23 protein-coding genes are annotated in these 24,788 nt (G+C 72.8%); 16 read left to right on the top strand and 7 right to left on the bottom strand.

The genetic code is table 11. From position 1 onward, the window contains the following. Positions 1–81 precede the first annotated feature (81 nt). The 3 genes from glmS (at position 82) to BKA00_RS23765 (ending at position 3,992) form a co-directional block, all read left to right on the top strand. Complete coding sequence (gene glmS / locus BKA00_RS23775; protein ID WP_185028414.1) at positions 82–1,926, top strand: glutamine--fructose-6-phosphate transaminase (isomerizing); 1,845 nt, start codon at positions 82–84, stop codon at positions 1,924–1,926. 97 nt (positions 1,927–2,023) lie between these two features. Beyond that, a complete protein-coding gene (locus BKA00_RS23770; RefSeq protein WP_185028412.1) occupies positions 2,024–2,965 on the top strand; it encodes an ABC transporter ATP-binding protein in 942 nt (313 codons plus the stop codon). A 46-nt stretch (positions 2,966–3,011) separates the two neighbouring features. Next, positions 3,012–3,992, top strand: coding sequence for an ABC transporter permease (locus BKA00_RS23765; RefSeq protein WP_221493271.1), 981 nt, complete (start codon positions 3,012–3,014; stop codon positions 3,990–3,992). A 157-nt stretch (positions 3,993–4,149) separates the two neighbouring features. On the opposite strand, the gene BKA00_RS23760 is transcribed toward BKA00_RS23765, so the two are convergent. From BKA00_RS23760 to BKA00_RS23750, 3 genes are all read right to left on the bottom strand, one after another. Beyond that, positions 4,150–4,416 (bottom strand): DUF397 domain-containing protein, encoded by a 267-nt coding sequence (locus BKA00_RS23760; protein WP_230298921.1) that lies wholly within the window; start codon positions 4,414–4,416, stop codon positions 4,150–4,152. Between the two features lie 194 nt (positions 4,417–4,610). Next, positions 4,611–4,832: a DUF397 domain-containing protein gene (locus BKA00_RS23755; RefSeq protein ID WP_185028410.1), complete on the bottom strand. Its 222-nt coding sequence runs from the start codon at positions 4,830–4,832 to the stop codon at positions 4,611–4,613. Positions 4,833–4,871: 39 nt separating this feature from the next. Further along, positions 4,872–5,732 carry a helix-turn-helix domain-containing protein gene (locus BKA00_RS23750; protein WP_185028408.1) on the bottom strand — a complete coding sequence of 287 codons (861 nt, stop codon included), beginning with the start codon at positions 5,730–5,732 and terminating at the stop codon, positions 4,872–4,874. A gap of 225 nt (positions 5,733–5,957) precedes the next feature. Here BKA00_RS23750 and BKA00_RS23745 point away from each other — a divergent pair, with 225 nt between their 5' ends. The 8 genes from BKA00_RS23745 to tsaD all read left to right on the top strand — a co-directional run bounded on the left by BKA00_RS23745 (position 5,958) and on the right by tsaD (position 13,740). Next, a complete protein-coding gene (locus BKA00_RS23745; RefSeq protein WP_185028406.1) occupies positions 5,958–7,433 on the top strand; it encodes an NAD(P)H-hydrate dehydratase in 1,476 nt (491 codons plus the stop codon). Between the two features lie 144 nt (positions 7,434–7,577). Next, positions 7,578–8,702 carry an alanine racemase gene (gene alr, locus BKA00_RS23740; protein ID WP_185028404.1) on the top strand — a complete coding sequence of 375 codons (1,125 nt, stop codon included), beginning with the start codon at positions 7,578–7,580 and terminating at the stop codon, positions 8,700–8,702. Positions 8,703–8,713: 11 nt separating this feature from the next. Further along, positions 8,714–9,793, top strand: a complete 1,080-nt coding sequence (locus BKA00_RS23735) for an alpha/beta fold hydrolase (protein WP_185028402.1) — start codon at positions 8,714–8,716, stop codon at positions 9,791–9,793. Continuing rightward, positions 9,790–10,260 (top strand): tRNA (adenosine(37)-N6)-threonylcarbamoyltransferase complex ATPase subunit type 1 TsaE, encoded by a 471-nt coding sequence (gene tsaE / locus BKA00_RS23730; protein ID WP_268248228.1) that lies wholly within the window; start codon positions 9,790–9,792, stop codon positions 10,258–10,260. The genes BKA00_RS23735 and tsaE overlap by 4 nt, the downstream gene beginning before the upstream one ends. 125 nt (positions 10,261–10,385) lie before the next feature. Further along, a complete protein-coding gene (locus BKA00_RS40005) occupies positions 10,386–11,408 on the top strand; it encodes a hypothetical protein (protein ID WP_268248227.1) in 1,023 nt (340 codons plus the stop codon). Positions 11,409–11,463: 55 nt separating this feature from the next. Continuing rightward, the gene (gene tsaB / locus BKA00_RS23710) at positions 11,464–12,144 is read left to right on the top strand and encodes a tRNA (adenosine(37)-N6)-threonylcarbamoyltransferase complex dimerization subunit type 1 TsaB (RefSeq protein ID WP_185028396.1); all 681 of its coding nucleotides are present in this window, start codon (positions 11,464–11,466) and stop codon (positions 12,142–12,144) included. Next, positions 12,141–12,632: a ribosomal protein S18-alanine N-acetyltransferase gene (rimI, locus tag BKA00_RS23705; protein WP_268248226.1), complete on the top strand. Its 492-nt coding sequence runs from the start codon at positions 12,141–12,143 to the stop codon at positions 12,630–12,632. Before tsaB ends, rimI begins: the two co-directional genes overlap by 4 nt. A gap of 70 nt (positions 12,633–12,702) precedes the next feature. After that, positions 12,703–13,740, top strand: a complete 1,038-nt coding sequence (tsaD, locus tag BKA00_RS23700) for a tRNA (adenosine(37)-N6)-threonylcarbamoyltransferase complex transferase subunit TsaD (protein WP_230298920.1) — start codon at positions 12,703–12,705, stop codon at positions 13,738–13,740. Between the two features lie 36 nt (positions 13,741–13,776). Here the strand turns inward: tsaD and BKA00_RS23695 are convergent, their stop codons facing one another. From BKA00_RS23695 to BKA00_RS23685, 3 genes are all read right to left on the bottom strand, one after another. Then, the gene (locus BKA00_RS23695) at positions 13,777–14,715 is read right to left on the bottom strand and encodes an aminoglycoside phosphotransferase family protein (protein ID WP_185028394.1); all 939 of its coding nucleotides are present in this window, start codon (positions 14,713–14,715) and stop codon (positions 13,777–13,779) included. A 188-nt stretch (positions 14,716–14,903) separates the two neighbouring features. Continuing rightward, positions 14,904–16,553 (bottom strand): hypothetical protein, encoded by a 1,650-nt coding sequence (locus BKA00_RS23690; protein ID WP_185028392.1) that lies wholly within the window; start codon positions 16,551–16,553, stop codon positions 14,904–14,906. A gap of 682 nt (positions 16,554–17,235) precedes the next feature. Next, positions 17,236–18,489: a class I SAM-dependent methyltransferase gene (locus BKA00_RS23685; RefSeq protein ID WP_185028390.1), complete on the bottom strand. Its 1,254-nt coding sequence runs from the start codon at positions 18,487–18,489 to the stop codon at positions 17,236–17,238. Positions 18,490–18,755: 266 nt separating this feature from the next. Between BKA00_RS23685 and groES the strand changes: the two genes are divergently transcribed. From groES to BKA00_RS23665, 4 genes are all read left to right on the top strand, one after another. Further along, positions 18,756–19,064: a co-chaperone GroES gene (gene groES, locus BKA00_RS23680; RefSeq protein ID WP_089324409.1), complete on the top strand. Its 309-nt coding sequence runs from the start codon at positions 18,756–18,758 to the stop codon at positions 19,062–19,064. A gap of 85 nt (positions 19,065–19,149) precedes the next feature. Continuing rightward, complete coding sequence (gene groL / locus BKA00_RS23675) at positions 19,150–20,778, top strand: chaperonin GroEL (protein WP_185028388.1); 1,629 nt, start codon at positions 19,150–19,152, stop codon at positions 20,776–20,778. 288 nt (positions 20,779–21,066) lie between these two features. Continuing rightward, positions 21,067–21,717, top strand: a complete 651-nt coding sequence (locus tag BKA00_RS23670; protein ID WP_244994426.1) for a sigma-70 family RNA polymerase sigma factor — start codon at positions 21,067–21,069, stop codon at positions 21,715–21,717. Continuing rightward, positions 21,714–22,595 (top strand): hypothetical protein, encoded by an 882-nt coding sequence (locus BKA00_RS23665; protein ID WP_185028386.1) that lies wholly within the window; start codon positions 21,714–21,716, stop codon positions 22,593–22,595. Before BKA00_RS23670 ends, BKA00_RS23665 begins: the two co-directional genes overlap by 4 nt. A 36-nt stretch (positions 22,596–22,631) precedes the next feature. Here BKA00_RS23665 and BKA00_RS23660 read toward each other — a convergent pair whose 3' ends face one another. After that, positions 22,632–23,021 (bottom strand): DUF5319 domain-containing protein, encoded by a 390-nt coding sequence (locus BKA00_RS23660; protein ID WP_179845994.1) that lies wholly within the window; start codon positions 23,019–23,021, stop codon positions 22,632–22,634. 260 nt (positions 23,022–23,281) lie between these two features. On the opposite strand from BKA00_RS23660, the gene guaB reads away from it, so the two are divergent. After that, entirely contained in the window at positions 23,282–24,778 is a 1,497-nt protein-coding gene (gene guaB / locus BKA00_RS23655) for an IMP dehydrogenase (RefSeq protein ID WP_185028384.1), read from the top strand. The last annotated feature ends 10 nt before the right edge of the window (positions 24,779–24,788 follow it).

Genomic DNA, 24,788 nt, shown 5'->3' with positions numbered 1-24,788 from the left:
CCACCGGTCGTCCACGCTAGCGTCATGCCCCGGGACCCTCGCAGGTAGGTCCTGTGCGCCGCACCGAATAGAGTTGCCGCCATGTGCGGAATCGTGGGTTACGTGGGCGGCCGGTCCGCCCTCGACGTGGTCGTCGACGGGCTGGCGCGGCTGGAGTACCGCGGCTACGACTCGGCCGGAGTGGCCGTGCTGGCCGACGGGAAGCTGGCGACGGCGAAGCGCGCGGGCAAGCTGGTGAACCTGCGCGGTGCCCTTGAGGAGGAGCCCCCGCCCGCCGGGACGCTCGGCATGGGGCACACCCGGTGGGCGACGCACGGCGCGCCGAACGACCGCAACGCCCACCCGCACGTCGACTGCACCGGCTCCGTCGCGGTGATCCACAACGGCATCATCGAGAACTTCGCGGAGCTGCGCGCGGAGCTGGAGGAGGCCGGGCACGGGCTCGGCTCCGACACCGACACCGAGGCCGTCGCCCACCTGCTGGAGGACGAGCTGAAGAGCGGCGGCGACCTCGCCGACGCCATGCGCCGCGTCTGCGGCCGGCTGGAGGGCGCGTTCACGCTGGTCGCGACGCACACCGGCTCGCCGGGCCTGGTCGTCGGGGCGCGCCGCAACTCCCCGCTCGTCGTCGGCGTCGGGGACGGTGAGAACTTCCTCGCCAGCGACGTGGCCGCGTTCATCGAGCACACCCGGGACGCGATCGAGCTGGGCCAGGACCAGATCGTCGAGCTGCGCGCCGAGGGCGTGACGGTCACCGACTTCGACGGGCGCCCCGCCGAGGTGAAGGAGTACCACGTCGACTGGGACGTGTCCGCCGCGGAAAAAGGCGGCTACGACTACTTCATGCTCAAGGAGATCGCCGAGCAGCCGCGCGCCGTCGCCGACACGCTGCTCGGCCGGATCGGCGCGGACGGGCGCCTGCACCTGGACGAGATGCGCATCCCGGACCAGGAGCTGCGCGAGGTCGACAAGATCATCATCGTGGCGTGCGGGACGTCCTACCACGCCGGTCTGATCGCCAAGTACGCGATCGAGCACTGGGCGGGGCTGCCCTGCGAGGTCGAGCTGGCCAGCGAGTTCCGCTACCGCGACCCGATCCTGTCCCCGACGACGCTGGTCATCGCGATCTCCCAGTCGGGCGAGACGATGGACGCGCTGATGGCCGTCCGGCACGCCCGCGAGCAGAAGGCCAAGCTGCTCGGCATCTGCAACGTCAACGGCTCCACGCTGCCCCGCGAGTGCGACGGCGTCCTCTACACGCACGCCGGGCCGGAGATCGCGGTCGCGTCCACCAAGGCGTTCCTCACCCAGCTCGTCGCCGTCTACCTCATCGCCCTCTACATCGCGCAGGTGCGCGGCACCAAGTGGGGCGACGAGGTCTTCGCCATGGTCCAGCTCCTCGAACGGATGCCGGAGAAGGTGGAGAAGGTCCTGGAGACCATGGAGCCGGTGCGGGAGCTGGCCCGCTCGCTGGCCGGCGAGCGGTGCGTGCTGTTCCTCGGCCGCCACGTCGGCTTCCCGGTCGCCCTGGAGGGCGCGCTCAAGCTCAAGGAGCTGGCGTACATGCACGCCGAGGGCTTCGCCGCCGGTGAGCTCAAGCACGGCCCGATCGCGCTGATCGAGGAGGGTCTGCCCGTCGTGGTCGTCGTGCCGCCGCGGGCGCGGGACGTCCTGCACGACAAGATCGTGTCGAACATCCAGGAGATCCGGGCCCGCGGCGCCCGGACGATCGTGATCGCCGAGGAGGGCGACGCGTCGGTCGAGCCGTACGCGGACACGCTGATCAGCGTCCCGGCCGTCCCGACGCTGCTGCAGCCGCTGGTCACGACCGTCCCGCTGCAGGTCTTCGCGTGCGAGCTGGCCACCGCCAAGGGCCACGACGTCGACCAGCCCCGCAACCTCGCCAAGTCCGTCACCGTCGAATAGCGGCCGGTTCGGGCGAGCGGCCCGAATTCGACTGAACCCTCCGGCGCCGGGCCGCGTCCCATCGGAATCGGGACCGGCCCGGCGGCGGAGGTGACGGGTGGCAGGAGACGGCGGCCTCGCGATCGAGGCGCGCGGGGTGGTGCGGCGCTTCGGGCCGGTGGAGGCGCTGCGCGGCCTCGACATCACCGTCCCGTACGGGCAGGTCACGGCGCTCGTCGGGGCCAACGGGGCGGGCAAGACGACGCTCCTGCTCATCCTGGCGACCCTGCTCGCGCCCGACGCGGGCACGGTGCGGATCGGGGGGCACGACGCGCTGGCCCGCCCCGCGCTGGCCCGCGGAGCGCTCGGCTGGATGCCGGACACGTTCGGCGTGTACGACCAGCTCACGGTGGACGAGTACCTGGGGTTCTTCGCCGACGCCTACGGGCTGCCCAGGCAGGAGCGCCCGCGCCGCATCAGGGCGCTGCTCACCCTCGTCCACCTGGAGGACCACCTCGGGCTGCCCGTCCACGCCCTGTCGCGCGGGCAGAAGCAGCGCCTCGGGATGGCGCGGGCCCTCGTGCACCGGCCGCGCGTCCTGCTGCTGGACGAGCCCGCGTCCGGCCTCGATCCGCGCTCCCGCATCGAGTTGCGCGACCTGCTGCGCTCCCTCGCGGCCGACGGGGTCGCGGTGCTCGTGTCGAGCCACATCCTCAGCGAGCTGGAGGAGATCGCCGACAGGGTCGTCCTGGTCGACCACGGCCGGACGGCCGGGGACCACGCGATGGCGGAGATCGCCGGCGCGTCGGCCCGGGTCCGGTGGCGGATCCGCTCGCTCGACCCCGAGCCGTTGGCGGCGGCGCTGGACGGCGAGCCGGACCTGCGGTGGGAGCGGGCGGCCGACGCGGCGGGAGGCGCCGAGGTCGGGCCGCTGACCGAGGGCGAGGCGGCGGGGCTGCTGGCCAGGCTCGTCGCCGCGGGTGTGCCCGTCAGCGGCCTCGCGCCCGCCGGCAGCGCGCTCGAATCGGCCTACCTGGCGATGACCGAGGACCGCAGATGACCCGGCCCGGAGACGGCCGAGGACCGCAGATGACCGAGGACCGGAGGTGAGCGCCGTGACCGCGCGCGGAATCGGCCTGGTGGCCCGGCAGGAGATCAGGACACGGCTGCGGACCGGCCGCTGGAAGGTCCTCCTCGCGGCCTGGTTCCTGGTGGTCAACGGGCTCGGGGTGCTGTTCCGGGTGTCGCTGGAGTACGGCGACACCTCCACCTTCGGCGAGCCCGGCGTCCCGATGTTCGGCGGGGTCCTGCTCGGGGTGCTGGTGCTGACGCTGCTCGTCACCCCGGCGCTCGGCGGGCAGTCGGTCAACGGGGACCGGGAGCGCGGGACGCTCGCGACGCTGCAGGTCACCCGGCTCACGCCGGGCGAGATCGCGCTCGGCAAGCTCGCCGCGGCCTGGGGGACCGGCCTGGTCACCCTGCTCCTGACGCTGCCGAGCCTGCTGCTGCCGGTCGCCGAGGGCGCCATCGGCGCGGGGCGGGCCCTCGTCGTCCTCCTCGTGACGGCGCTGATGATCGGCGTCGTCTGCGCGGTCTCGCAGGCCTGGTCGGCGGTGGTGGCCCGCAGCGTCACCTCGATCCTGCTGTCGTACCTGACGGTGTTCGGCCTGCTCGTCGGGACGCCGCTGCTGTTCACGCTGGCGGTTCCGCTCACGTCCGAGCATGTGCCCGGAGCCTACGGCGGGTACGAGCGGGAGCACACCGAGCGGATCTGGTGGCTGCTGGCCCCGAACCCGGTCGTCGCGCTCGCCGACGCGGCGCCGCGCCTGCCCGAGCGCCGGATCGTCGTCGGCGACCAGGTGATCACCCGGTCGGCGTCGTCCGACCCGCTCGGGCAGATCAGCCGCAGCGTGCGGGGGCTCCGGGCTGGGGACGACGACCACGGGCCGCGGCGCCGGGACGGGGCGGCGGTATGGCCGTGGGGACTGGCCTTCGACCTGGCCCTCGCGGGAGGCGCGGTAGCGATCACGGCGTCCCGCCTGCGGACGCCTCTGTACCGGGTTCCCCGGGGCGTTCGCGTGGCGTGAGCGGGCCCCGATGTGATCATCTTCTGTAAATGCGATCAGCGGGAGCGGAGTGTCGCGGGAGAACATGTGACCTACCATGCGCCGGCGCGCATCCGCTCCCGCTGGACGCAATTCTCCGGCCGGTTGGAATTCTCTCCGGAGATGCAAGTTGCAGTGACTATTTCAGCGGGTGGTCGAAACGGCCGTCTTTGGCGTCCTCGGTGAACCTGCGCCATTCGTCGGACCGGAACGACAGGATCGTCGCGGTGTCCTCGGTGTCGCGTACGGATACGGTGCCCTCGACGCGCCGTGCGACCTCGACGCACCCGTTGCTGGCGCATCGGGTGCTCTTTCTCCATCGAGCGGACGGTGTCCCCTGGAAACTCATTCCGGCTCCCTGCATCGAAAGTTGCATTTGGCCCGCGGCCGCGCTGCCGGTGCTCAAGCACACGGTAACAAGATCGCAAAAAACGCCTGATCACGTCCGGGTGGCGCGGTACCCGTGTGACAGGCGTGCCGAGGTAGTTGCCGAGTTGCGGGTGGGAGGGCGACGAGCCGGGTCAGCGGTGGACCCGGCCCCTGCGTCGTGGCCCCGCGCCGCACCGGGCGGACGGGGCCGGACGGCGCGTCGGCGCCGGATCAGCAGCCCAGGTCGAAATCACCCTTCTTGGCTCGTTTGAGAAATTCCCGCCATTCGGCCTGGGAGAAGGACAGGACCGGACTCTGCGTGCCGTGCTTCGCGTCTCGCGCCCCGATATAACGGGATGAATCGACCAGTGTGGCGATCTCGACGCAGGTATTGCTCGCCCCGCAGTGGGCGCTCTTCCTCCATTGTGGAACAGGAGTGGCGAAAGGGGACACTCGGTGCCTTTCACAAGGATTGAGCCCCTTGGCGGACCGTCACCACGCCTCTTTGACCTCGGCTATGCGCCGCCGCGATTCCGCGGCGTCCAGCGCCTGCCGGGACAGGCTCGAATAGGCGAGCCGGTACATATAGGTGACGGCTTCATCCGCGAAGTGGCTGATCGTCAGGGATTCCGTGTGAACGATATCAGGAAAGGTGATGTCGTGCACCGAAGAGAATTCTAGAAGGATAAACGATTCAGCCAACACCGAGTGTGCTATGTCCAAGGGCAAGATCTGTACGGTCACGTTCGGCCGCTCGGTCATCTTGTACAGATGATCGAGCTGCTCGCGCATGACCTTGTGGTCGCCGATGCGGCGCCGCAGAACCGCCTCGTCGATAATCGCCGACAGTTCCAGCGGGGTGGGCCCGTCCAGCAGTTCGCGCCGCCGCATTCGCACGTCTAGCCGGCGTTCGAGTTCCTGCGGGGGCAGGGTGGCCAGGTCGCTCCAGCCGCCGATCACATTTCGGGCGTAGCTCTCCGACTGGAGAAGCCCCGGAATGACCGTGCTGCCCCATTCCCTGGCCGCCGTGGCCTCGGACTCCAGCGCGATGAAATCCGCGAGCGGGCTCGGCAGGTCGCGGTAGTCCTCCCACCAGCCCCGCTGGGCGGCGTCGTGCGCCAGGGCGATCAGGTCGCCGTGCCGCGCGCCGTCGATCTCGTACAGATCGAGCAGCCGCCGCACATCGCCGATCTTCGCGCCGGTCCGCGCGTTCTCGATCCGGCTGACCTTGGCTGTGGACCAGGCGAGCCGTTCGGCGACCTCGTCTCCGGTCAGACCTCTGCGCTCGCGCAGTCGCCGGAGCTCGGCGGCCAGCCGCCGCTGCCGGACGGAGGGACCTCGGGAAGTGCTCATTGCTCGGGCCTCTCCAGTCCCGGCGGACTGATCTGGGCGCATTCTGCCGCACCGGGGGGTGGCGGCGCGAATACATCGGACCGGTGGACCAGGATTCTACGGCTGAAGATTCTTTTACGCACATGACACCGAAACTTGCGGTGCAAGTTGTGATCACCCCTGCCCGAGGTTGCGGACGGTCCCCACGTGGCACTCTAAGTGTGTGATCGACTTGGGGAGCCGCGGATGAGGTACGCGCACGAGGTCGGCAAGGTCCGGGCGGCCGAGCGGGCCCTCATGGCCCGCCTGCCGGACGGCGCCCTGATGCAGCGTGCCGCCGCCGGGCTGGCCTCGGTCTGCGCGCGCCTCCTGCCCGCCGTGTACGGGGCCCGCGTCGTCCTGCTGGTCGGCGGCGGCGACAACGGCGGCGACGCCCTGTACGCCGGGGCCCGCCTCGCCCGGCGCGGCGCCCGCGTCCGGGCCGTCCAGGCCGGGTCGAGCATCCACCCGGGCGGGCTGGCGGACCTGCGCGCCGCCGGCGGACGCCTGCTCGACTCCGAGGCCGAGGCCGCGATCGCCGGCGCCGACCTGATCATCGACGGCCTGACCGGCATCGGCGGTTCCGGCGGCCTCCGCGAGCCCCACGCCGGCTACGCCGCGCTCGCCTCCGAGTCCGCCGCGCTCGTCGTCGCCTGCGACGTCCCCAGCGGCGTCGACGCGAGCACCGGGCGCGTCGAGGGCGCGGCCGTCCACGCCGACGTCACCGTCACCTTCGGCACGCACAAGCCGGGCCTGCTCATCGACCCGGGCGCGGCCCACTGCGGCGTGGTCGAACTGGTCGACATCGGGCTGGGCCCCGACCTGCCCGACCCCGACGTCGTCGCGGCCCGGCCCGCCGACATCGCCCCGCCCGAGCCCCGCCCCGAGTCCGACAAGTACCGCCGCGGCGTCGTCGGCATCCTCGCCGGCGGCGACCAGTTCACCGGCGCGGCCGTCCTCAGCACCGGCGGCGCCGTCCGCGGCGGCGCCGGCATGGTCCGCTTCGCCTCGGTGGCCCGCCCGGTCGAGCTCGTCCGGCACCGCTGGCCCGAAGCGGTCACCACGGTCATCGAGCCGGGCCGCCACGACGCGGGGGTCCTGGCGCGCGTCGGGCGGGTCCAGGCCTGGGTCGTGGGCCCCGGCCTCGGCACCGGCGACGCCGCCGAGTCGCTGCTGGAGGCCGCCCTCACCACCGATCTGCCCGTGCTGGTGGACGCCGACGGCCTCACCGTCCTCGCCCGCCGCCGCGACCTGCTGCGCCGCGCCGCCCCGACCGTCCTCACCCCGCACGCGGGCGAGCTGTCCCGCCTCGTCGACGCCGCCCGCGAGGACATCGAGGCCGCCCGCCTCGACCACGTCCGCCGCGCCGCCGCCGAGCTCTCCGCGACCGTCCTGCTCAAGGGCTCCACGACCCTCGTCGCCGAGCAGGACCGCCCCGTCCGCGTGAACCCGACCGGCACCCCGCGCCTCGCCGCCGCCGGCACGGGCGACGTCCTGTCCGGCCTGATCGGCGCCCTGCTCGCCGGCGGCATGCCCGCCCTGGACGCGGCCGCCGCCGGCGCCTACCTCCACGGCCTCGCCGCCCGCCTGGCCGCGTCCCCCGCCCCGGGCCCCGAGGCCCCCATCACCGCCCAAGACGTGATCGAAGCCCTCCAACCCGCCTTCAGAACGGTGCAGGGCTAGCCGCAGGCCCGGCGTCGAGTTGCGGCGTGTTGCCCTTATGAGGGCGCAGTTAAGGGCAACACGCCGCAAGTCAACGCGGGTCGCCGGGCGTGACCTGGGAGATGAGGCGCGGGCATGGGGGTGGGGACGGCAGACTGGGTGACCATGAGGGTTCCTGCGGAGGCACGGGTCGATCTCGGCGCCATCGGCCACAACATCGGGGTGCTGCGCGAGCGCGCGGCGGGCGCCGAGGTGATGGCCATGGTGAAGGCCGAGGCGTACGGGCACGGGCTGGTGGAGGCCGCCCGGGCGGCGCTCGCCGGCGGCGCGTCCTGGCTGGGCGTCGCGAAGCTGGCGGAGGCACTGCGCCTGCGGGACGCGGGCATCACCGTCCGGACGCTGGTCTGCCTCGGCGTTCCCGGCGAGCCCTACGAGGAGGCCGTCGCGCGGGACGTGGACCTGACCGTGGGGGCGGTCTGGCTGCTGGACGAGGTCGTCCGGGCGGCGGAGCTGTCCGGACGCGAGGCGCGGATCCACCTCAAGGCCGACACGGGCATGTCGCGCGGGGGTGCGCGGGGCGACGGGTGGGAGGCGCTGGTCGACGCGGCGCTCAAGGCGGAGGCCACCGGGCACGTGCGGGTGGCCGGGGTCATGTCGCACTTCGCCTGCGCGGACGAGCCCGGCCACCCCTCGATCGCGGCGCAGGTCGGCGCGTTCACCGAGATGGTCGCGCACGCGGAGAAGGCGGGGGCGCGGTTCGAGGTCCGCCACCTCGCGAACTCGGCGGCGGCGCTGACGCTGCCGGAGGCGCGGTTCGACCTCGTCCGGCCCGGCATCGCGACGTACGGGCTGACGCCGGTGCCGGCGCTCGGCGGGTTCGGGCTGCGGCCCGCGATGACGCTCGTGGCGGACGCGGCGCTGGTCAAGCGGGTTCCGGCGGGCAGCGGAGTGTCGTACGGTCACACCTACCACACCGAGCGGGAGACCACGCTGGCCGTGGTGCCCGTGGGGTACGGCGACGGCATCCCGCGGAACGGGTCGAACGTCCTGGAGGTCCTCGCGGGCGGGCACCGCAGGACGATCGCGGGGCGGGTCTGCATGGACCAGTTCGTCGTCGACATCGGAGACGACCCGCTCACGGCGGGGGACGAGATCGTCCTGTTCGGCCCGGGGGACCGGGGCGAGCCGACCGCGCAGGAGTGGGCGGAGGCACTGGGGACGATCTCGTATGAGATCGTCACCCGCATCGGAGCCCGGGTACCGAGGGCGTACCCGGGAGGGGGGCTGTAGGGGGCACGGGCATGGACAGCAGGAACAGGCGCAGGATCGGCCTCGCCGGTGTCGTCGCGGGCGTGGGCGCCGCGGGGGTGGGCGCGGCGGTCGGGCTGCGGCACCTCGCCGTCGGCCGGGTGCGGCTGCGCCCGGACCCCGACGCGGCCGAGCCCTTCGGCGAACTGCGCGGGCGGGAGCTGGCCGTCCGGGCGGACGACGGCGTCCCGCTGCACGTGGAGGTGGACGGCCCCGACGACGCCGACCTCACCGTCGTGTTCTGCCACGGCTACACCCTCAACCAGGACTCGTGGCACTACCAGCGCCGAGACCTGCGGGGTTCGCTGCGGCTGGTGTTCTGGGACCAGCGCAGCCACGGCCGTTCGGGACGCGGCAGGCCGGGGGACGCGACGATCGAGCAGACCGGCGACGACCTGCGCGCGGTGCTGGACGCGACCGTTCCGCCGGACCGCCCGGTCGTCCTCGTGGGGCACTCCATGGGCGGTATGTCGATCATGGCGCTGGCGGACCGGCATCCCGGGCTGTTCGGGTCGCGGGTCGTGGGCGTGGCGCTGGTGAACACCTCCTGCGGCGACATGGGGGAGATGACGCTGGGCCTGCCGCTGCTGCTGGCGAAGGCCGTCCGGCCGCTCGCCCCGGGGACGCTGCGCGGCCTCGGCCGCCGCGCCGAGCTGGTCGACAAGGCCCGCGGGCTGGGCGCCGACCTGGCGTTCGTCGTCACGCGGAAGATGGCGTTCGCCGACAAGTACGTCAGTCCCTCGGTGGTGGGCTTCCTGGAGCAGATGATCAGGGAGACGCCGATCGACGTGATCGCGGAGTACTACCCGGCGCTGATGGCGCACGACAAGATCGGGTGTCTGGACGTCCTGCGCGGCGTGCCGACGCTGGTGCTGGCGGGCGGCCGGGACCGGCTGACCCCCGCGGAGCACGCCCGCCGGATCGCCGCGGCGCTGCCGGACGCCGAACTGGTAGAGGTGGAGGAGGCCGGGCACGTGCTGCCGCTGGAGTACCCGGGCGTGGTGACCGGGGGGCTGCGCCGGCTGGTCGAACGGGTCCGTCCCGCGTACGAGGAAGAGGAGCGCACCGCGTGAAAGCCGTCACCGTCACCGTCCCGACCGCCGAGGACATGCGCGAGCTCGGCCTGCGCCTGGCCGGGCTGCTGCGGGCGGGCGACCTGCTCGTGATGACGGGCCACCTCGGCGCGGGCAAGACGACCCTCACGCAGGGCATCGGGGAGGGGCTGAAGGTGCGCGGCCCGATCACCTCGCCCACGTTCGTCATCGCGCGGGTGCATCCGTCGCTGGCCGGCGGCCCCTCGCTGGTGCACGTGGACGCCTACCGGCTGGGCGGTTTCGCGGAACTGGACGATCTCGATCTCGACGCGTCGGTCGAGGATTCGGTGACGATCGTGGAATGGGGAGAAGGGCTCGCCGAGGGCCTCGCCGACGACCGGCTGGAAGTGATCATTTCTCGCGGAGAAGGCCCCGGCGAGGGGCGCGAGGTAAGGATCGTCGGGGTCGGTGATCGCTGGTCGGACCTGCAACTCGGCCCCGAATGACCTGGATCTGGCAACTTCTACGGTTTTTGCCTAGCCGGTTGGTCCATTTTGCGGCTTGATGTCGTACTCTTTGCCGGAACGAACCTCACCTTCGCGACATATCGATTCCGAACGGGAGTGGGGCGGTGAGTGGTAGCCATCGCAGCGGGAATTACCGCGACAGCTACCGCGCTTCGGGCGGTGGCCGGGGATCAGGCGGCGGTTACCGGCCGGACGGCGGTGGGAACGGCACGGGCGACGACCGGTACGAGCGGTACTCCTCCGGACGTCCGGGCAGCGGTCCGTACCAGCGTGAGACGGGGCCGTACGAGACCGGTGGCGGCGGCCACCGCACGGGCGGCGGCGGGTACGGCGCCGAGAGCGGCGGGTACCCCACTGACGGCGGTGCGTACCGGGCGGGCGGCGGAACCCATCGCGGTGGGAGCGGCGGATACCGCACCGGCAGCCACCGGGCGCGCGAGCGCCGGACCGGGCGGCGCTGGGCCGTCGTCCTCGGCGGTGTCGCCGCCGGTGTCGCCGTCTGCGGGTTCGCGGCGTTCGCCGTCCTGGCGGGCGTCGGCGCGAGCGGCGACAAGAGCACCGGCCAGATCGTCGGCAGCGGCGCCACGGACAACTCCTCCGCGGCCAGAGGGGAGCGCACCGCCGTCCCCGACTCCTGCACGATCGTCGGCGACGACCTGATCAGCCGGCTGGCGCCCGACTCCGAGCGCACCGACGCCGACAACTACCAGGGCGGCGATCAGCAGAACCAGTGCGTCTGGGGCGCCTACGCGGGGGAGAAGAGGCGGCAGCTCACCATCGAGCTGCGCGCGATCGCGGCCGGGGGCGCGGCGTCGCCCACGGACGCCGCCCGCAGGACGTTCGCCGCCGAGCGGACCGCCGACGAGTCCGGCAAGGCGCTGCTGGCCGGGCAGGAGCTCACCGACAAGCTCCGGCTCACCGGCGTCGGCGACGAGGGCTACATCGTCTACAGCGTGGACGACAACCAGGGCTCCGGCGAGGCCGTCGGCAACGTCCGGGTCGCCAACGTCCTCGTCACCGTCCACTACTCGGGCTCGGACAAGGGCGACCCCCTGTCGTCGGACGCCGCCACCGACGGCGCCACCGAGGTCACCAAGGCCGTGGTCACCGCGCTGAGCCGGCGCTGAACCGTCTGGCGGGAGCCGGACCACTGCGCGCCGGCGGCCGGTAGGCTTACAACCCGTGCTGGTCTTGGCTTTCGATACCGCGACCGCCGCGATCACCGTGGCGCTGTACGAGTGGACCCCGGGCGAGGGCGCGGTGCCGCGCGGCCTGGCGGATGCCGTCGACCGGCGGCGCCACACCGAGCTGCTCACCCCGTCGATCGCGGAGGTGATGGCGGAGGCGGGCGCGGCGCCCGATGATCTCAGCGCGATCGCCGTGGGGGTCGGGCCGGGGCCCTACACGGGCCTGCGGGTCGGGCTGGTCACCGCCCGCGCGATGGGCGAGGCGCTCAGCGTCCCCGTGCACGGCGTCTGCACGCTCGACATCATGGCCTGGGCCACGAAGCGGGACGGGCCGTTCGCCGTCGCGACCGACGCCCGCCGCAAAGAGGTCTACTGGGCGCGGTACGACTCCGCGCGGTTCCGCGCCACCGAGCCCGCCGTGGGCCCGGCGGCGGACGTCCTGGACGGGGCGCCCGAGGGGCTGCCCGTCGTGGGCGAGGGCGCGGCCCTGTACCCGGAGGTGCTCGGCGAGGCCGGGCACGAGCCGCTGCTGCCCACCGCCGGCGCGCTCGCCGAGCTCGTCGTCGCGCGGCTGTCCGGGCTGAAGGGCCCCGAGCTGCTGCCCCCGGAGCCCCTCTACCTGCGCAGGCCGGACGCGAAGGAGCCGGGCCCCCGCAAGAAGGTGACGCCGGCGTGAGCGACGTCGTCCTGCGGCCCATGACCGCCGCGGACCTTCCGGCCGTCCACCGGCTGGACCGGGCGCTGTTCCCGGAGGACACCTGGAGCGAGGAGATGCTCGCCGGGGAGCTCGCCGACCAGCCCCGCACCCGGTACTACGTCGTCGCGGAGGCGCCCGGCGGCGAGATCGTCGGCTACGCGGGCCTGGCCGCGGCGGGCGGGCAGGCCGACGTGCAGACCATCGGCGTCCGCGCGGACCGCCGCAAGGGCGGCATCGGCGCGGTGCTGCTCACCGCCCTGCTGGAAGAGGCCGTACGGCGCGGCAGCGAGTCGGTGTTCCTGGAGGTCCGGGCCGACAACGACGCCGCCCACCGCCTGTACGAGCGGTTCGGCTTCGAGCGGGTCGGCATCCGCAAGCGCTACTACCAGCCCTCGGACGTGGACGCGATCGTCATGTGCCGCAAGCTCCGCGACCGCCCGCCCATGGGCTTCACCAGAGCCGAATGAGGCGGACCGGCAGAAGGCGCCCCGGAGGCGGGCGGGCGGACAGGGCGAACGGCGAGACAGGGAGACACACGTGATTCGGGACGAGCCACTGGTGCTCGGCATCGAGACGTCCTGCGACGAGACCGGGGTCGGGATCGTGCGCGGGCACACGCTGCTGGCGGACGCGATCGCCTCGAGCGTGGACCAGCACGCCCGGTTCGGCGGCGTCGTGCCGGAGGTCGCGTCGCGGGCGCACCTCGAGGCCATGGGGCCGACCGTCGAGCGCGCCCTCGCGGACGCCGGAGTGGCGTTCGGCGACGTGGACGCGTTCGCGGTCACCGCGGGCCCGGGGCTGCCGGGCGCGCTGATGGTCGGCGTCGCCGCCGCCAAGGCGTACGCGCTGTCGCTCGGCAAGCCGCTCTACGGCGTCAACCACCTGGCCGCGCACGTGTGCGTCGACCAGCTCGAACACGGCCCGCTGCCGAAGCCGTGCGTGGCGATGCTGGTCTCGGGCGGGCACTCCTCCCTGCTGCTGGTCCCGGACGTGGCGGGCGATGTCCGCCCCCTGGGCAGCACGGTGGACGACGCGGCGGGCGAGGCCTTCGACAAGGTCGCCCGCGTCCTCGACCTCGGGTTCCCCGGCGGTCCCGTCATCGACCGCATGGCCCGCGAGGGCGACCCGGCGGCGATCGCGTTCCCGCGCGGCAAGTACAACGACGGCACCTACGACTTCTCGTTCTCCGGCCTGAAGACGGCCGTGGCGCGCTGGGTCGAGGCGAAGGAGCGGGCGGGCGAGCCCGTCCCGGTCGCCGACGTCGCGGCGTCCTTCCAGGAGGCCGTCGTGGACGTCCTGACGCAGAAGGCGCTGAAGGTCTGCAAGGACAACGGCGTCGACCACCTGCTGATCGGCGGCGGCGTCGCGGCCAACTCGCGCCTGCGCGCCCTCGCCGCGGAGCGCTGCGCGGCCGCCGGGGTGCACCTGCGGGTCCCGCGCCCGAAGCTGTGCACCGACAACGGCGCCATGGTCGCCGCCCTCGGATCGGAGCTGGTCGCCTCCGGCGTCGGCCCGTCCGATCTGGAACTGCCCGCCGACTCCAGCCTCCCGATCGAGGCCGTCACCCTGCCCTGACCGCCCGCGAGGCGGCGTCCCGGCACCGGGCGAGCCTCAGCACTGGGCGAGGAGCCGGTCGAGGTAGTCCTCGTAGAGGGGGACCTGGGGCTCGTCGATCATGCGGACGCCGTCCTCGGGGAGCAGGTCGAGGAGGCCGCGGACGTCCCAGTACGGGTCGTGCGCGTGGCCGCCGGAGACCTGGTCGAAGGAGCACAGGAAGCGGTCGGCGACGGACGGGCCGTACCGCAGGGCCAGGCCGCGGCGCATGCAGGCGATGTCGACCGAGACGGGGCCGGACGAGGCGTCCGACCAGTCGACGATGCCGGTGAGCCTGCCGTAGGACCACAGCGTGTTGTCGGCGTGGTAGTCGCGGTGGATGAACCGGGCGGGCGCCTCCGGGGCGGGGCGGGCGGCGACCTCGAAGGCGCGTTCCCACAGGTCGGGGCGGAGCGCGTGCTTGGGCGGGAGCCGCACGTCGAGGTGGTTGTGCGGGACGTAGGGCGGCATCGTGGACGCGCCGTTCAGCTCGTGCACCGACAGCAGCGCGGCGGCCAGCTGGATCAGGTACTCGGGCAGGTCGTCGTGGGACGGGCGCGGCGGGTGGCCCCGGAGCCGGGTGATGAGAAGCGCCGGGACGTCGCAGTAGGCGCCCGACGGGTCGGCGGCCACCAGGGACGGTGCGGGGATCTTGCGGCCGGCGAGCAGCGCGAGCGCCGCGATCTCGCGCTCGGGGGAGAACTCGGCGTCGCCGTAGCAGCGGCGGGGAGCGGACTCGCGGGAGGTCCAGCGGCGCAGGACGAGGTGGTGCGCCTCGCCGGAGCGGCTCTCGACGAGGAGGGCGTGGTTGGCGTGGGCGGAGCCGCCGGCGAGGGGCCGCACCATGCGGACCTCGGCGCCCTTGCCGAGGCACTCCTCCACCCATCGCAGGGTGGTGTGCCCGGGCGGGACGCCGGTCGGCAGGCAGGGAGCCGGTAGGTGGGTCACCTGATCCATGAAAACGGATTCCGAAGGGTATTGGGAGTGATTTTGCGAAGACGGAAAGTAACAAAACGCACGTCATCGGGGTGACATGAAGGAAGCATCTTCGGTCGTCCCGGCGGATCGCGGGACGAATGCCGCGGATACCGGGAGGCATCCGGGGGTGCCGGGTGGGGCCCGCGCCGGCCCCACCCGGACGCTCGTCAGTCCTTGGTCTCGCGGCGGGGACGCAGCAGCGCCTCGGCGAGCGCGAGCATGGTCTCCTCCAGGGTGGACAGCCGCTTCAGCACGTCCTCGTGCACCGCGTTGACCTGCTTGGACACATCGTCGTGGACGCCGTCCATCTTCCGGCCGACCTCGTCCTCGACATGGGAGAAGCGCTTGACGAAATCCGCCTGCGCCGCGTCGGCGCGCCGCGCGGCCTCGTCCTGCATGATCTCCACCCGCCTCGCGAGTTCGGCCTGGACGCCGCCGACCTGCCGCGCGACGTCCTCCTGCATGGTCCCGACCTGCTTGGCGACGTCGTCGTGGATGCTGCCGACCTGCCGCGTGACGTCCTGGTGGATGTCGCCGATCCGCTTGCCGAAGTCGTGGTGGACGCCGCTGACCTGCCGCGACATCTCGCTGTGCACGGACTCGACCTGCTTGGCGACGTCGGCGTTCACCGACTCGACGCGGCGGGAGACGATGTCGACCTGCGTGGTGAACTCCTCCAGCGCGCTGTCGACCCGCTTGGCGACCTCCTCGTGGATGTTCTCGATGCGCTTGCGGACGTCGTCGTGCACGTCCTCGAACCGGCGGGAGAACTCGTCCATGCGCTTGGCGACGTCGCTGTAGGCGGTCTCGGCGATCTGCGACATGGTGGCCTTGACCTCGTCGCGGTCCGGCCGGGCGCGCAGCTCCTCGATCAGCGGGTCGACGGCCTCGGCGAGGTGCTTCTCCAGCGCGTCGAACCGGTCGCCGTACTCGGCCGCCGGGCGCCGCGCGAGCTCGGCCAGCAGCCGGTGCACCTCGGCGATCTCCAGCGTGGCGGGCAGCCGGTTGATCCGCTCGCCGAGCCCGTCGAGGCGCCCGTCGATGCTCTCGAACCGGCCGTCCAGCCCGCCGAGCTTGCCCGAGACCCCTTCGAGGCGTCCGTCGACGCCGTCAAGCCGCCCGTCGAGCCCGTCGAGGCGGCCGCCGACGCCCTCGACCCGGCCGCTGACCGCCTCAAGACCCTGCTCCATCCGCTCGGCCATCTCGCCGAGCGCCTGGTCGACCCGTGAGGTGACCCCGTTGACCGAGTGTTCGAGCCGCTCGGACCGGTGGCCGAGCTCCGCGAGCGACTTGTCGAGCCGGTTGAAGCGGACGGACGCGGCCTCCATGCTGCCCTGGAGCTTGTCCAGCCGCTTGGCCATCTCGTCCATGCGCTGCGACGCCTGCTGCGTGGCGTCGGTGATCTGCTGCGCGGAGTCGAGGACGGCCTGGATGCGGGTGAGGCCCTCGTCGACGTTCTCGGCCACCACGCCGACGTCGGCCCACAGCGCGGGCAGCTCGGCGACGGGCTTGACCCGCTCGCCGAACGCCTCGATGTGCTCGGCCAGGCCCTCGGCCCATTCAGGGGGCTTGCCGGACAGGTCGTCGACCTGCCCGCGGACGCTCTCGATCTGCCCGGTCAGCCCGCTGAGCTCGCGCTCCCGGACCTCACGGAGAAGCCACTCCATGCCTTCCAGGCGCTGGCGGATCTCATCGAGGACCTGACCCTGTGAGCGCTGTTCGTAGACGTGGTCCTGCGCCGCACGGGCGAGCAACTCCCGCATCCGATCCGAGACCGGTTGACCCCCCGTCTGCAGGAAGTTGTGATTCGTTTCCACCCGATGCTCCTTCGTGTGCCGGCGCGATGAAATGACGCCGGCAAATGAATCTCTGGAGTGGCCACTGTAGTGCGTGTAGAGCGCGGCCAAAACGGGTAGCAGAGAAGATTGCGAGTTCTGCGGAATGCGCCTGTTATCCGACTAGACGGGATAGCGAGGTATCACCGAATGCATGGTTGGCTTCCCGCTTCACGGCTATTGCCCTTATTGGGGGGATAGATGGGGTGGGGAGTGCGGGCGGTGCGGGACGGGTCCGGCGTTCCGGGTGCCGTTCTGTCCGTACATCTCGTCCAACATCGGCAGTTCCCGACCCCCGCGGACGGCTACACCGGTCTGACGCGTGTGCGTCGGGCGTGATGCCGAGGGGCGGCTTCCGGGCCTTTTCGGGAGGGCTTTTGGGGGACGGGCGTCCCGGCCGGTGAACCTGTCTTGGTGTTTTCGCGGCGGTTGATCTCGGCGCGCCGATTCCCGCGCCGCGCCGCGCCCTTGCCGGGCGGCCGCAATCCCTGGTGCGCGCAATGCCGGAAAGCGTCGATGATTTGCACCGCCATGGCGCGTCGCCCGGTCCCGCTTGGCGTTGCGCGGCCGAGTGGGAGATCTTTGGGCAGGGTTGCCGGACGGGCCCGCCCCGGGCGGGTCAGGCCCCCGCGACCGGCCGGGGAGGCCCCGGGAGGCCGATCGGTCAGGCCCCGGCGACGGGGTGCGTCAGCAACGCGACGGGATCGCGTCCCACGCGCGTCACCACGAGGGTCAGCTCCCTGGCGCCGCGTCCCGCCCGGCGCCCGCCGAAGCCGAGGTCGCGGCGGAGCCGGTCGACGTCGACGGCGGACCCGCGCTTCTTGACCGTCAGCACGCCGATCTCGCGGCGGCGCAGCTCGGCGCGCAGCCGCTTCACGGAGAACGGCAGCACGTCCTCCACCTCGTAGGCGGAGGCGAAGGCGGTCGGGCGCAGCTCGTCGGACGTGACGTACGCGATGTGGGGGTCCGCCAAGCCGCCGCCGACCAGTTCCGCGACCTCGCCGACCAGATGGGCCCGGATCACGGCGCCGTCAGGTTCGTACAGGTAACGGCCCCACGGGCGTACGTCCGGGGCGTCCAGCCCACGGGGAGTCAAGGTCGACACCTCAGGCTCTGTCTCCGAGAAGGGCTCAGATCCCGAGGGATGGGTGTCGGACGGCAGGAGGGTGGCCCGCCGCCCCACATCCCCGGCCAGCTCGCCCAGCCAGAGGGCCGCTTCCTTGACCTCGCCCCCGACCGAGACCCACTCGGCCTCTGCGCCGTCCGGTACGGCCTCGTGGGGGATGCCGGGCGCGACCTTCACGCAGGCCGCGGGTACCCGGCCGGCCATGGACAGGACGACGTCGAGCGGCGGCTCATACGAACGGGGGTCGAAGACACGGCCCCGCGCCGTGCGCCGTCCAGGATCGGCGAAGACCGCGTCGAACCCGGACGGGTCCTCCTCAGTGGCGTCCCCGACCCGGACAGAGGCGAGACCGTCCAATCCGAAGGCGGCCACGTTGGCGCGGGCCACCTCGGCGGTCAACGGGTCCAGTTCCACACCGTCCCCGGCCAGGCCCGCGCGCGCTCGGGCGATGAGGTCGGCGCCTATCCCGCACCCCAGTTCCAGCACACGCGCGCCGGGCAGGCGGTCCGCGAACCTTCCGGCGCGGTAGGCCGCCACGCTCGCGCGCGTCGACTGCTCAAGCCCCGCCTGCGTGAAGTACATGCGGTCGGCGTCCGCCCCGAACTTCGCCCGTGCCCTCTGCCGCAACCGGACCTGCGTCAGCGCGGCGGCCACGAGCGGGGGATCGTGCCGCTCGCGCAGCCGCGACGCCGTGGTGAGCAGGCCGTCCTCGCTCACGTCCGCCTCGGCCGCCTCCTTGAGGAGCGCCTGACCGGAGGGGGTGCGCAGGGCCCGGAACGACGCGATGTCCATAGGGTGGAAGGTAGCGGGAGCGCCCGCTGGAGGCGGCGGGTGAACGTCCGGAGACGGCCGCCGGGCGGGTTCGTGTCCGTGTTGACGAGGTAACGGGCACGGAATAGTCTCACGACTGGCACTCTCAAGGGTAGAGTGCCAAATACAGCGACGAAGGTCGGTCTGGCACCCGCGACGGCAGGCCGGTCCAGGGTCGCCTCTTCTGTCACATGTGCTGGTCGGTCATCCATGGCCGGCCGAGGACCAATCGAAGGGGAGGTCAGATCGTGACGACCGCCACCAAGGTTGTTCTCAAGCCGCTTGAGGACCGCATCGTCGTCCAGCCGCTTGAGGCCGAGACCACCACCGCGTCGGGCCTGGTGATTCCGGACACCGCCAAGGAGAAGCCCCAGGAGGGCACCGTCCTTGCCGTTGGCCCGGGTCGCGTCGACGACAAGGGCGAGCGCGTCCCCGTCGACGTCAAGGTCGGCGAGGTCGTGCTCTACAGCAAGTACGGCGGCACCGAGGTCAAGTACAACGGCGAGGAGTACCTCGTCCTCTCGGCCCGCGACGTGCTCGCGGTCATCGAGAAGTAATCACCGAGACGTGATGCACCCGCCCCGGTCGGCGCCGCCTTCGGGCGGCCCGCCGGGGCGGATCGCGTGAAAGAGGAGTATCCGCATGGCGAAGATCCTGGAGTTCGAGGAGGACGCTCGCCGGGCTCTTGAGCGCGGCGTCAACGCTCTCGCGGACGCCGTCAAGGTGACGATCGGCCCGCGCGGCCGCAACGTCGTCATCGACAAGAAGTTCGGCGCGCCGACGATCACCAACGACGGCGTCACCATCGCCCGCGAGGTGGAGCTGGAGGACCCCTACGAGAACCTCGGGGCCCAGCTCGCCAAGGAAGTGGCGACCAAGACCAACGACATCGCGGGCGACGGCACCACCACGGCGACCGTCCTCGCGCAGGCACTGGTCCGCGAGGGGACCCGCAACGTGGCGGCCGGCGCCTCGCCGCTCGCCCTCAAGCGGGGCATCGACGCGGCCGCCCAGTACGTCTCCGACCAGCTGCTGAAGTCGGCCCGCGAGGTCGAGGAGAAGGGCGAGATCGCGCACGTCGCGACCATCTCCGCGCAGGACCCGCAGATCGGCGAGCTGATCGCCGAGGCGTTCGAGAAGGTCGGCAAGGACGGCGTCATCACCGTCGAGGAGGCCCACACGATGGGCCTCGAGCTGGAGTTCACCGAGGGCCTCCAGTTCGACAAGGGCTACCTGTCGCCGCACATGGTCACCGACCACGAGCGCATGGAGGCCGTCCTAGAGGACGCCTACGTGCTGATCGTGGACGGCAAGATCTCCAACGTGCAGGAGTTCCTGCCGCTGGCCGAGAAGGTCGCCCAGACCAAGAAGCCGCTGCTCGTGGTGGCCGAGGACGTCGAGGGCGAGGCGCTGGCGCTGCTGGTCGCCAACAAGATCCGCGGCACCTTCCTGTCCGTCGCGGTCAAGGCCCCCGGCTTCGGCGACCGCCGCAAGGCGATGCTCGGCGACATGGCCACCCTGACCGGCGGCCAGGTCGTCAGCGAGGCGATCGGCCTCAAGCTCGACTCGATCGGGCTGGAGGACCTCGGCCGCGCCCGCCGGATCACCGTCACCAAGGACGCCACCACCATCGTCGACGGCGAGGGCTCCGCCGACGAGGTCTCCGCCCGGATCAACCAGATCAAGGTGGAGATCGAGAACAGCGACTCCGACTGGGACCGCGAGAAGCTGCAGGAGCGCCTGGCCAAGCTGGCCGGCGGCGTCTGCGTGCTGCGCGTCGGCGCCGCCACCGAGGTGGAGCTGAAGGAGAAGAAGCACCGCCTGGAGGACGCCATCTCGGCGACCCGCGCGGCGATCGAGGAGGGCATCGTCTCCGGCGGCGGCAGCGCCCTGGTGCACGTCGCCAAGGAGGGCTTCGGCGCCCTCGGCCTGTCCGGCGACGAGGCGACCGGCGCCGAGGCGGTCCGCCGCGCGCTGCCCGAGCCGCTGCGCTGGATCTCCGAGAACGCCGGCCAGGAGGGCTACGTCGTCGTCTCCAAGGTGGAGGCGCTGCAGGCCGGGCACGGCTACAACGCCGCCACCGGCGAGTACGGCGACCTGATCGCCCAGGGCGTCATCGACCCGGTGAAGGTCACCCGCTCGGCGGTCACCAACGCCGCCTCCATCGCGGGCATGCTGCTCACCACCGAGGCGCTCGTGGTCGAGAAGCCGGAGGAGGCCGACGAGGCCGCCGGCGGCGGACACGGCCACGGCCACGGTCACGGCCACTGAGATCGGCCGACCGGCGGGCTCGTCCCGTCCGGGAAGCGTTGGCGAGACCCCCGTCCGTTCCGGGCGGGGGTCTCGCTGTGCCGCCGCCGGGAACTCGGCCTCGCCGTCCGAGAAAGCGGGTTCCCGTCCGGAGAGGTCCGCCACGTCGGGCAGCGCGATGACCACGACGCGTAGTAACTCCAGGTTCGCTCTCGCACTGTGACCATTCCGTTGTAGACGACAGTGGAGACACGCCCGGGGGTGCTGGGCATCATGCTTGACGTGACCGAGGGATGCTTCGCCGGGACCATGACCGCGCGCGCTGCCGACCCCTCGAACGGGCCCGCCCCTCCCGCTCCCGGCGACGCCGCCCGTTCGGCGCGGGCGCTGCGCGCCGCGGGCGACGGCGACCTCAGGGAGCTGACCCATCTCGCCGTGCAGGGCGACCCGGGCGCCATCGAGGTCCTCATCGCCGAGGTGCGGCCCATGATCGTCCGGTACTGCCGGGCCCGGCTCGGCCGGGTCTCCGGGCAGTACCACATCGCCGACGACGTGGCGCAGGAGGTCTGCATCGCCGTCCTGTCGGCCCTGCCCCGCTACCGGGACATGGGCCGGCCGTTCGCGTCCTTCGTCTTCGGCATCGCCGCGCACAAGATCGCGGACGCGCTGCGCAGCGCGGTCCGCGCCGCCGTGCCCACCGAGGACCTGCCGGACGGTCCGGACGACCGCCCGGGCCCCGAGGAGACGGTGGTCCGCTACATCGAGGCGCAGCGCGCCCGCGACCTGCTCACCCGGCTGCCCGAGCACCAGCGCGAGCTGGTGCTGCTCCGGGTCGTCGCGGGCCTGTCGGCGGAGGAGACCGGTAATGTGCTGGGCATGTCCGCGGGGGCGGTACGGGTCGCGCAGCACCGGGCCCTGGCCCGGCTGCGCGCGATGGCCAGAGAGGAGTCGATCGCTTGACGGAGCGCGGCCCCCTCACCGGCCTGCGGGGCGCCCCGGATCCGGACGAGCCCGCCCGCCGCGGCGACGCCCCGGCGCAGGCGCCGCCGTCCCGCCCGTCCGCCGCCCCGCCCGTGGACCTGTCCGCGGTGCGCCGTACCGACGCGCTCTTCGAGTCGCTGGCGGCACGGGACGCTGCCGGTTCCGCCGCCCCCGTTGAAGGCCCGGCCGAAGGCCCCGGCGGGGCCGCGTCGCAAGCCCGCCGCGCCGCCCCGCGGGACGACGACCGCGACCAGGCGGAGGAGGGGCGCGCCGACGACCGCGACCCGGCGGTGCGGCTCCTGCGCGCGCTGATCGTCGACGTCGACGACCAGGCCGGGGAGGCCCCCGGCCCGCCGGCCCCCTCGGGGCCCGGCCCGCGCCGCCGCGGCCCGCGCACCATCGTGGCCCTGGGCGTGGCCGGCGCCGTCCTCGCCAGCAGCGGCGTCGCGGCCGCCGGCGGCGGCGTCGCCGAGCGCACCACCGCCTCCCCGGCGCCGAGCGCGTCCGGCGTCGCGGAGGACGCGGACAAGACGGCCGACACCGACGCCGGCACCCACCAGCGCCCGCGGCCACCCGCCCGCCCGGCTCCGCACGAGGGGCGCCCCGCCGCGCGGACACCGTCCGCCGATCCTGACCGCGGGGAGAACCGGCAGTTCAGGCGGCGCCTGGAGAGCCCGTTCCCCCGTCACCTGCCGCGCCGCCCCACCCGCAGGCAGGAGGCCCCGACGATGTTCACCGAGCCGGTCGAGAGGCCCGACGCGCAGCCGGCCGCCGACCCGCGCCCCCGCTTCGACGACCTGCGCCGCATGGCCCGCAAGCGCGCCCTCGACTACCAGAACCGCCGCTTCGACGACTGACGGGCGCCCGCCGCGTTCGTGCCGGCGGCGCGCGGGTCAGTTCTCGTCGCGCCCCTCTTCGCTGTCGATCACGCCGTCGACGTAGCCGCGGGCGTACTCCCAGCTCACGTAGTCGACGGGGTCGGGGGAGAGGGCGGGCTCGTGCACGCGGGGGAGGCCCTCGTCCAGCAGGTGGCGCAGGTTGCCGTGCAGGAGCTCCCAGTCGATGTAGTGCATCTTTCCGCAGTCGCCGCAGTCGACGGTGAGGCCGCGGACCCCGAGCGGCTCCAGCAGGGCCCGGAAGACCTCCAGGTCGGCGAGGTCGGCCAGCACGTCCTCCCGCTCCGTCACGCTGAGCGGAGCGGTCTCGTCGCCCGGGTCGCCGAGCGCCGCCGCCGGATCCTCCGGGTCTCCGGCGAACGGGTCGAGCGGAGCATCGTCGTGCACACCCCCACGCTACTGCGCGAGCCCCCGGCAGGTGCACCCCCCGGCCTCCTCCGCACGCGAACGGCCCGAAGCGCGCGTGCACGGAGGGGAATGCGACGGACCGCCCGGCGTGTTGGCAGATGTCATCAGGACCGCGGGTGTCGCCAAGACCACGTGAGCGCCGCGCGCAAAGCCCGCCCGGCCGCGGGCCCAGCCCCTACCATGGGGACAGGGTCCCTTGTGACCTGGCCCGATGCCGCAACCACCACGGGAAGGTTGTCATGAACCCCGCCGCCGAGTCCGACAAGTTCCTCCCGCAGGGACTGACCTTCGACGACGTGCTCCTGCTGCCGGGGTACTCCGACCTCCAGCCCGGAGAGGCCGACACCACGACCCGGCTGACCCGCGAGATCTCGCTGCGGATCCCGCTCGTCTCGGCGGCGATGGACACCGTGACCGAGGCCCGCACCGCGGTCGCGATGGCGCGCCAGGGCGGCATCGGCGTGCTGCACCGCAACATGTCGATCGAGGAGCAGGCCGCGGAGGCCGACCGGGTCAAGCGCTCCGAGGCCGGGATGATCACCAATCCGGTGACCTGCCTGCCGGACGCCACGCTCGCCGACGTCGAGGCGCTGTGCGCCCGCTACCGGATCTCCGGCGTGCCGGTCACCGACGTGCGCGGCGTCCTCGTCGGCATCGTGACCAACCGGGACATGCGCTTCGAGACGGACCTCTCGCGTTCCGTCCGCGAGGTGATGACGCCGATGCCGCTCATCACCGCCCCGGTGGACGTCTCGCGCGCGGAGGCGTTCCGCCTGCTCGCCGGCAACAAGGTGGAGAAGCTCCCGCTCGTCGACGGCGAGGGCCGCCTCAAGGGCCTGATCACCACCAAGGACTTCACCAAGAGCGAGCAGTACCCCGACTCCACCAAGGACGCAGACGGCCGCCTGCTCGTCGCCGCGGCCGTGGGCGTCGGCGAGGACGCCCTGCGCCGCGCCCGCGCCCTCATCGAGGCCGGCACCGACGTGATCATCGTGGACACGGCGCACGGCCACTCCAAGGGCGTCGCCGACACGATCGCCGCGATCAAGGGCAACTCGTCCGTCCAGGTCGTCGGCGGGAACGTCGCCACCGAGGCGGGCGCCCAGGTGCTGGTGGACGCGGGCGCCGACGCGATCAAGGTCGGGGTGGGCCCCGGCTCGATCTGCACCACCCGCATCGTCGCCGGCGTCGGCGTCCCGCAGATCACCGCGATCTTCGAGGCGGCCCGCGCGGCGAAGGCGGCGGGCGTCCCGGTGATCGGCGACGGCGGCCTGCAGTACTCGGGCGACATCGCCAAGGCCCTGGTCGCGGGCGCCGACACCGTGATGCTCGGCAGCCTGCTCGCCGGCGTCGAGGAGTCCCCGGGCGAGCTGATCTTCGTCCACGGCAAGCAGTACAAGTCCTACCGCGGCATGGGCTCGCTCGGCGCGATGCGCAACCGGGAGCGCGGCGCCTCCTACTCCAAGGACCGCTACGCCCAGGCCGACGTCAACGCCGAGGAGAAGCTGATCCCCGAGGGCGTCGAGGGCCAGGTCCCCTACCGGGGTCCGCTCGCCAACGTCGCGCACCAGCTCGTCGGCGGGCTCCACCAGTCGATGTGGTACGCGGGCACCCGCACCGTCCCCGAGCTCCAGGAGCGCGGCCGGCTCATGCGCATCAGCGTCGCGGGCCTGCGCGAGAGCCACCCGCACGACATCCAGATGACGGTGGAGGCCCCGAACTACCAGGGCCGCTGACTGACGTAAG

Origin of the sequence: Actinomadura coerulea (assembly GCF_014208105.1) — a bacterium.
Classification (GTDB): domain Bacteria; phylum Actinomycetota; class Actinomycetes; order Streptosporangiales; family Streptosporangiaceae; genus Spirillospora; species Spirillospora coerulea.
This window is presented reverse-complemented; position numbering and strand designations above follow the sequence as displayed.